This window comes from Hymenobacter sp. UV11 (assembly GCF_004684095.1).
Taxonomy (GTDB): Bacteria; Bacteroidota; Bacteroidia; order Cytophagales; family Hymenobacteraceae; genus Hymenobacter.
Genome location: NZ_SRII01000061.1, coordinates 1 through 769 on the forward strand (window position 1 = coordinate 1; position 769 = coordinate 769).

Here is a 769-nt window from a genome sequence, read left to right on the forward strand (position 1 = left end):
CGCTCGCTGGAAGCACAGCAAGCGCTGCGCCGCACCGCTACCGACGTGGGCCGCACGACCATCGGCGTCACCTACGGGCAGTACAACACCTACCGCCGGGACAATAACTTCACCATCAGCCAAACCTTCTCGCTGCCCGGTGTGTACCGCCGGCAGGCCCTACTGCTCAACGCGCAAGTGAGCGGGCAGCAGTTCCAACTCGCGCAGGTGCAGGCAGAGCTGCGCCGGCAGGTGCGCCTCAACTACGAGCAGGCGGTCTTTGCCCGCCACCGCGTGCAGGTGCTGCGCGGGCAGGACAGCCTCTACACTGAATTTTTGCGGGCGGCCAATCTGCGCTTTAAAACCGGGGAGGTGGCCCGCCTGGAGCCCGCCACGGCCCTGGTGCAGCAGGGCGAGACCCGGGCCCTGATTCGGCAGGCCCGCACCGGCTACCAGGTGGCCCAGCGCCAGCTCCAAGCGTTGCTCCAGCAAAGGCAGGCGGTAAACGTAGCCGACAGCCTGCTGCGGCCGCTGGAGCCCGTGGTGCTGCCCGCGCTGGGCGACACCGTGCGCCTGGCCCAAAACCCGCAAGCTCAGGTGCTGCGCCAGCTCATTGCCCAGCGCCAGGCGGCTACCCAGGCCGAGCAGGCCCTGGGCCTGCCCAACGTCACGCTCGGCTACTTCAACCAGTCGCTCAAGGGGCCCCAGACCATCGGCGGCGTGGGCGGCCCGGAGCAGGACTACACCGGCAGTGACCGGTTTCAGGGGGTGCAGGGCTCGGTGGGCATCC

At 68.9% G+C, this 769-nt stretch carries 1 protein-coding gene; it reads left to right on the forward strand.

What is annotated here, in order from left to right; all coding sequences use genetic code 11:
* The coding region (locus E4631_RS25685; RefSeq protein WP_133658572.1) for a TolC family protein at nt 1–769 on the forward strand (769 nt) is incomplete at both ends.